Below are 6855 nucleotides of genomic sequence, written 5' to 3'. Positions count from 1 at the left end.
ACAGCCTCAGGATCGCACGGCATAATCACCCGTGCAGACTGAACATCAAATGGCAGCTCTTTTCTAACCCTTGCCACCCTGCCAAATAATTGGTCTAGAAACCCCCATTCTCTGTAATTTGTTAAGCAGCACAGCACGACTAGGCGATTGCAGCTAAACCCTATAAATGCCTGTCTAACGGTGATCAGAACGTCTATTGATTCATCTCGCTTAAACTTTTGAAGCGCTTCAATACTTTTAGGGCCATCACTAGAAATAGCGACCACCGTTTTTAGGTGTGGATAGGTGGTCTTGAAGTACGCTTCAATCTTCTTGGCCTGTCCCTGATCATAGGCAGCAACCAACATTCCAAAATGCTGCCATATAGCCTTAGCATCGTTTAATTCATTGACACTGATATCAATGAGATGTTGATAAAACTCAGCCTCTTTAAGAAAGCGTCCTAACTTTCTCTTCATTTTTGAAACCTGCATCAATTCAGAAGGCTTTCCCACTTTATGCCAAATGCCTTCAGCGTCGGGCATTTTGAACATGACATCTCGAAGATACCCTTGGGCGACACCTTCTTGATAAGAAGCGGTTACATCGTATACCGGGAAAATCTCATTATTAGGGTCTGGCGCTGTATATTGAACACCCCAAACCCGTTCGCCGTTGCCCCTTGACGTGCCACCCATCACCAAAATATAGGGATAGAACTCAGCTAACTGGTCCATCGTCCCAGCGAATTTGTTGGTGGGTTCACCTGTTTTAGGGTCAATGCCCAGATATTGAGCTTCATCTAACACCAACAACGTTCGCTTCTGCTTAGCAAAATCCCGATGAAATTCAGGGCTACTGATCAACGATGAAAAACAAATTGAATATCCATCTTCTTCGCCAGTACAAAACGCCTGATAAGCATACCTGGGTTCATATCCTTTGAAGTCACGAGGATTAGACCCAACCGTAAAGGCTTTAAATTTTGGACTATCGAACAATTCATTAAATCCAGAATGCCAAACGCCATCGTCATCGTGATAACCAGACCAATCCTCAGAGAACTGACCACACAACGCTGTTCTTGGGTTAGCGTGAACAACCGCGTCAATCATGCCCAGCCTGTAAAGTTCAACCGCTACACCAAACGACAGGGCCGTTTTACCGCTCCCTGGGAAAGGGTTAGCGGTAGCAATCTTCGCCCCCTGCTTATACTTGTCAACAATTAGAGGAATACCCGTCTCTTGAAATGGCCGGTAACGAATAGAATCAGTCATCTCTGTTCAGTTAAACTCCGTGAAATTACGCTTACCTAAAAAGTCTTTTTCTTTCGTCCCTTTAAAATCCCACGACTAGCCGCACCTCTGGCACCGCTAGCAATCGCCTATTCACTTGCTCATTTCTGTTGGCCACAGTCTAGCACAACAAATCTGAAGAGAGACCCTAAAACACTGTTCTCTTAGTTAAGATTCTCGTCTTTATGTACGCGCCATTCCAATACATCTGACAATCGCAATGGAAGCGCTTGCAATTGTTCTGGATCACCGATCTTCACTAACGCAACCAGTATTTCATTGATGCGGTCTAAGCCTGGTTTTGTCTTACCACTACGCCAATGGGCGATCGAGCTTTTGCTAATGCCTAGTTCGTCGGATAGGGCATTGACCGAGACCTTATAGCGGGCCATGGCCTCAGTAAGGCGGAAGATTATTTGACTCATGGTTATTCCTCATTCTTGATTATTCTCACCTGGAGGCGTCAGCAACCTGGACTCAATCGCTTTCCATTCCTTACGAGAGACACGGACAGCCGCATTCTTGCAGTCGATGATGAGTTTGACAGCGTAGAGGTAGTTTTCTAAAGCTTGGGCTTCTTCAAGTGAAAAGGTTATGAGTTCTTTATCTAAATGAAAGAAGGTTAGATAGGTCTCAAACAGTTGATAAGTAAAATCATTCCATCTCTGAAGTCTGGATTTTGGAGATGGAATGTGTTTTTTTAGATCTTCCAGCTTTTTTGCAAGCTTATTGTATTCGATGTCGATCTCGATGTCATTAGCGATGTCATTAGCGATGGCAATGGCGATAGCTCTGGCGATAGCTCTGCCGCTGGAGATGTTAGTACCTCTGGCGATAGCTCTGGCGCTGGAGATGGCGCTGGAGATAGTTCTGTCACTAACAAAGGCGCTGGCTCTGTCGAGAACTCTATCAAGGTCAATAGTTCTGACTCTAGCAATTTCGCTGACGCTGTCGATAGCGATATCGATAGCGATGTCGATAGCGATGTCGTTAGCAATGTCGATGACATTGTTGTTGGCGATGGCTCTATCGCTGTCATGAGCAATGACTCTGGCATTGTAGCTGTCGCTAGCAATGACTCTGGCAATGGCTCTGGCAATGGCTCTGTCCCTGGCACTATCACTGTCGATAGCTCTGTCGAGGATTCTGGCACTGGTTCTGACAATAGCTTTGTCTATGGCTTTGTTGATTGCGTCGTTGTCGGCGATTTCGCTGGCGATGACTCTGGCGCTGTCGATGTCGATAGCTCTGGCCCTGGCAATGGCTCTGACAACGGCTCTACCCCTAGCGCCGTCGCTGATGCTTACAATTGCTTTGTTGCTGGCGCTAACGCTGTCGATGTCGTGGGCGATGGCAATGGCGATGGCGCTATCGATTTCGCTGGCGATCGCTCTGTCGATGTCGATGTCGTTAGCAATGGCGCTGGCGATGGCTCTGGCGCTGTCGATAGCTATAGCGCTAGAGCGAACAACAGCGTATCTGCCGAGGATTTTGGCACTGTCACTAGCTATAGCACTGGCTCTGATAATGGCGCTGTCTCTAGCAATGGCGATAGCAGCTTTCAAAAATAAAGCCCTTGAGGCTAGAAGTTTGTTGCTAGGCTGTGATGCGTCGCTTAGAGTCGTTGCCCACTGTAATAAACCTTGAAGCTTTGATTCTCCGGCAAAAGCATTCGCTTGCTTCTCCATCGATAGCAAGAGTTCGTGACTTCGACTACCTGCTAATCCTGACACCAATAGAAACACTTCTCGCCAGCGTTCATCTGTCAAATGCTCGCCAATCAAATCTTGAATAAGCCGCTGGCTATCGATATATCGTGCTGTGAGGTATTCCTGTAGAGTCAGATGAGAAAATGAGTAAGTATCAGTAGCCCGTTCTACGAGAATACCTTGTTGCACTTCAATAGCTTGTAGGACGGCTGGACCATCTAAATACTCTGGGGCATCCAGGGTGTCAGCTAGATAGCTGGTAATGTGTTTAGTGATGTCTGATTTAGAGAAGAAAAGACGGTCTTCTTCAAAGCTAGTATAGGCAATTTCGCTGAGGAGTTCTTTTTCTAGATCTGGATGGAAGTCTTCGTAAATAGGTGCACGTTCTAGCCTTTTTTGAGCTGACCACTCACTTAGCAAGATATTCAAGGCTTGCCCATAAAGCGTACTGCGTTTGCTAGGCAGTGTTTGCTCTCGCTCGTAGACTAAACACAGAAATGTTAAGAGCAAGGGTGTTTGAGCCAGTTCTTTTGCAGCATTGTTTTGAGGTCGTTTCAACAATTGCCAATAGCGGTTAGCTGTGTCGGTCTCCTGGTCTAAATCAGAATTAAACCACTGCTGGATGAACTGCTCAATCTGGTCATCATCAAAATCTGCAATCGTGACATCACTAAACTGGTTAAAACCGCTACGATAGGCTGCTGTACGACAAGAGGTAACAAAGGTGTTTTTGTCGTATTGGGTAGCAAAGGCTTCGATTCGCTCAATTACCCGGTTCATATTACGAGTAGGAACCTCATCCAATCCGTCAAGCAAAATCAGCAATTTGCCCTGATTGAGTGATTCTGTTGCAAATGCTTTAGTATCTGGGAATCCACAAATTTCAAATTCGTTAGCAATTAAAGCAGCCAGGTCGATATTTTCATCTCTAAAGGTTTTGAGTTCAAGAAAAACTGGAATTTGCTCATTCTTAAGCTGCCCTTTCTGACCTTTAAGAGCTTCTAGTCCAAGTTTTCTTAAGAAAGTGCTTTTACCAATGCCGGGTCCGCCCAGGACCATCATATATTGCTTCTCCTTGGCAATACTCATACCATCATGACGTTCGTCTGCTGGCTGAAAACTGCGCCTACCCTGACTTCGATAGGATTGCTCTAAGTCATCTGGGCTGGCAAATTGGCGAATACTGTATTCATCCAGGAATTTAACAGCCGTATAAATCGAGTCCAAGAGTATCGGTTCTTTCATCAGCCCTGGCATAATCTTGATTTGCCCATGCCGACTTATGTACTTATCGCGGTATTCCCGTGAGGCTTGAAGAACCCGCCCTTTTTCTTCGGCATACTGTTGGCCTTCACGAACCTGGCCAACGACTTTACCACCTGTTTTCCACAGTTGATCAAAGATAGGAAGGGCGATACCACTAATGGCAGAAGTAGCAGCGGCAGCAATGATCGGTTCAAAGCCAGTCATAATTTTCTTCCTTGCTCAACGCCACCTATAACAGATCATCAACCTGAATTTCAGATGGCCTAATCATTGACATCACCTGCAGTTTCATTTTTTAGCCAACCTTTCAGCTTCAATTAACTCGTCAAGTGTGCATTCATAGGCCGTCATAAGCTTTTTGAAGCCAGCGGCAGTCATCCTAGGGACACTACGCAGTTGATCCCAATTGTGAACCGTAGAGACAGCTACACCCATCTCTACGGCAATTTCTTCTGGTCGCTTGCCGACCCTTTGCCTTAGATCTTTCATGTTCATACCAACAGAATACATGAACACGATAACACATTTACTTAGTACTATCTACTTGACAGGTACTAATTAATTAGTATTAAATAGATATAGCAAAGGCGATGTCTAGCCCTGAGAAAGTTTGACATCGCCCCGCTGACCCTAACCACTACGCAATTAGAGCCAATGAAAACTCTAACCCGCGACCTAGTATTTGTCGCCCCGTTTCATACCGTAATCACCGCCCCATCGGCCCCGCATTGCGATATCGACACCGCCCAGCCCTTCCACGCGATCGCCGACGATGCGCTGGATGTGGTGGCCGATCAGTACTTCATCACCCTACAGAAGCTAGCCACGTATCAATCCAATCCGATCAATCCTGACTGGATGACCTTGGACCTAACGCTGGAGCTACGTCGCTTGCCGAGTCCTGCCAAGCCCAGAATTGAGGACTGGGTATCAGATAACCTACCGGGTTGGCACATCGTTGATTGGGCGATGGCTGAGCCTAATGACGAGTTTGAGCCGATGCCTTTCTAACGATTGCCTTGTGGCCGCTACCTCTACACAGCGGCCTTACCAACCCTACGGAATTTAGAACGATGAGAATACTCCTATACACGTTGTTGTGGCTTGTTGTTTGTCCCCTATGGCTACTGACTCAAGCCTTGGACAAAGGTAGCTACATCGAAGGTCAGCTGAGTGATCTTGAGGTTCATCTGAAGCTTGAGATTGAGTCGAAGGTCAAAGCCGCTGTTAATGCTTGGGCGGAGGCATAGGACGATGACCTACATCAATCACGACGGTACCTTGCTCGTCTACGTCGAAACCGTGTGGGCTGCCCGCCAGTGGTGGTACTTGCTACACGACACCCAAACGCCCTGCATCATCTGGAAGAAGGGCACGGATACACCTTGGGCGGCGTATCCATTATCACGACTGCTGAAGGGGGTGTCATGAAGGATCAAATCATCATTCCTATCAGCCCCGACCAATCAGATAAGCAACTAGAAGCGTTTGTGATGGCGCTGATCCATGGCTACGGGTTATCTGCGGTCCTGGATGCGATGTTCGAAGGCTTACTGCATCACTACGACGAGATTCGATTAGACCACACCATTCAACGCCCCGTCCTCGATTCGATCAACGTGGCGAGTGTGATGGCTGACCAGTTACTACAGAAGGAGGAACAGAGCGATGACGAAAGTAACTAAGACTCTCATTCGCCTCATTTTCCTCTCTGTACTATGGCTACTAGTACGCTTTACCCTCTTCTGTCTGGAAGTGTCTGAGTTGAATTGGGAAGCGTGCGCGGTATCTGGGGCTGAAGACCATCTGATCGTGAAGATGCAGCGGTTGGTCAAGGCACTAACGCCCAAGTTCATCAGGGCATAGCCAATTCATACGAGGAATGCTGGTCCTACTTCGGTGGGGCTGGCTAGCGTGCTATGTCAGACCTTACCACCATACGAATTTATAGCCGTCTGTTAGATACGTGTGAGCAGGCCAGGCTATGGCACGTCTTACGAGCCCTGGATACAGAGGGCACTGGACGTGTCTATTTTGGTGTGTCTGACATGGCATTCCTCATGGGCGTCAGCACCAACACCATTTACCGATGGCTAAAGGCAGGTCTCGGTGTTTGGTGGCGGTCACGACGACGCATTGATGGTCAGGTAGAACTTTATCTATCGGGCATTACCAAAGTGGCCTGTGCATTGGGTGTGGATGGGTTGGGTGCGATCGCTGAAGTTCCCTTATCCGAACTCACCCGCATGGGGTCTAAAGCATTAGCGACAGCCCTAGAAGCCGAGTACAGACAACGACAAGCGTATTGGGCCGCAAAGAAAGCCAAGAAGGGCCAGGCCAAGAAATCAGTTTTTGATCCACACGACGCCGCATCCTCTGACAGTTTCCCAGGGGCAAAGGGCATGGCAGTGGTAAACGATGGATTTCAGATTCCAGGTGCTTCAGTCGCAGGCATTGCTAAAACCGTTGGGCGATCGCAATCCACCATCAAACGACGACTTAACAATCGATGGCGGATAGACCGAAACATTGATCCTATCCAGAAGAAGAGAGTGGCCACTGAACTCGATGATCCTGAGTTGTTATTCAGACTCAAAGAATCGGGG

General features: G+C 47.4%; 9 protein-coding genes. 5 read left to right on the top strand and 4 right to left on the bottom strand.

Annotated elements, in window-relative coordinates:
• The 4 genes from DXZ20_RS16115 to DXZ20_RS16100 all read right to left on the bottom strand — a co-directional run.
• The coding region (locus DXZ20_RS16115; protein WP_250565789.1) for a DEAD/DEAH box helicase family protein at positions 1–1256 on the bottom strand (1256 nt) is incomplete at its 3' end.
• Positions 1257–1438: 182 nt separating this feature from the next.
• Entirely contained in the window at positions 1439–1699 is a 261-nt protein-coding gene (locus DXZ20_RS16110) for a helix-turn-helix domain-containing protein (RefSeq protein WP_163699263.1), read from the bottom strand.
• Between the two features lie 9 nt (positions 1700–1708).
• A complete protein-coding gene (locus DXZ20_RS16105; protein WP_163699261.1) occupies positions 1709–4453 on the bottom strand; it encodes an NACHT domain-containing protein in 2745 nt (914 codons plus the stop codon).
• A gap of 84 nt (positions 4454–4537) precedes the next feature.
• On the bottom strand, positions 4538–4738 hold the full coding sequence (locus DXZ20_RS16100) for a helix-turn-helix domain-containing protein (RefSeq protein WP_250565788.1): 201 nt from the start codon (positions 4736–4738) through the stop codon (positions 4538–4540).
• 165 nt (positions 4739–4903) lie between these two features.
• Between DXZ20_RS16100 and DXZ20_RS16095 the strand changes: the two genes are divergently transcribed.
• From DXZ20_RS16095 to DXZ20_RS16075, 5 genes are all read left to right on the top strand, one after another.
• Entirely contained in the window at positions 4904–5260 is a 357-nt protein-coding gene (locus DXZ20_RS16095) for a hypothetical protein (protein ID WP_163699257.1), read from the top strand.
• Between the two features lie 62 nt (positions 5261–5322).
• Positions 5323–5499 carry a hypothetical protein gene (locus tag DXZ20_RS16090; RefSeq protein WP_163699255.1) on the top strand — a complete coding sequence of 59 codons (177 nt, stop codon included), beginning with the start codon at positions 5323–5325 and terminating at the stop codon, positions 5497–5499.
• Between the two features lie 69 nt (positions 5500–5568).
• A complete protein-coding gene (locus DXZ20_RS16085) occupies positions 5569–5934 on the top strand; it encodes a hypothetical protein (protein WP_163699253.1) in 366 nt (121 codons plus the stop codon).
• Entirely contained in the window at positions 5918–6115 is a 198-nt protein-coding gene (locus DXZ20_RS16080) for a hypothetical protein (RefSeq protein ID WP_163699251.1), read from the top strand. Before DXZ20_RS16085 ends, DXZ20_RS16080 begins: the two co-directional genes overlap by 17 nt.
• A 53-nt stretch (positions 6116–6168) precedes the next feature.
• Positions 6169–6855, top strand: a 687-nt coding sequence (locus DXZ20_RS16075) for a helix-turn-helix domain-containing protein (RefSeq protein WP_250565787.1), incomplete at its 3' end; no start/stop codon positions are given.

The sequence above is a fragment of the Adonisia turfae CCMR0081 genome, assembly GCF_011009555.1.
Lineage (GTDB): Bacteria > Cyanobacteriota > Cyanobacteriia > Phormidesmidales > Phormidesmidaceae > Leptothoe > Leptothoe turfae.
This window is presented reverse-complemented; position numbering and strand designations above follow the sequence as displayed.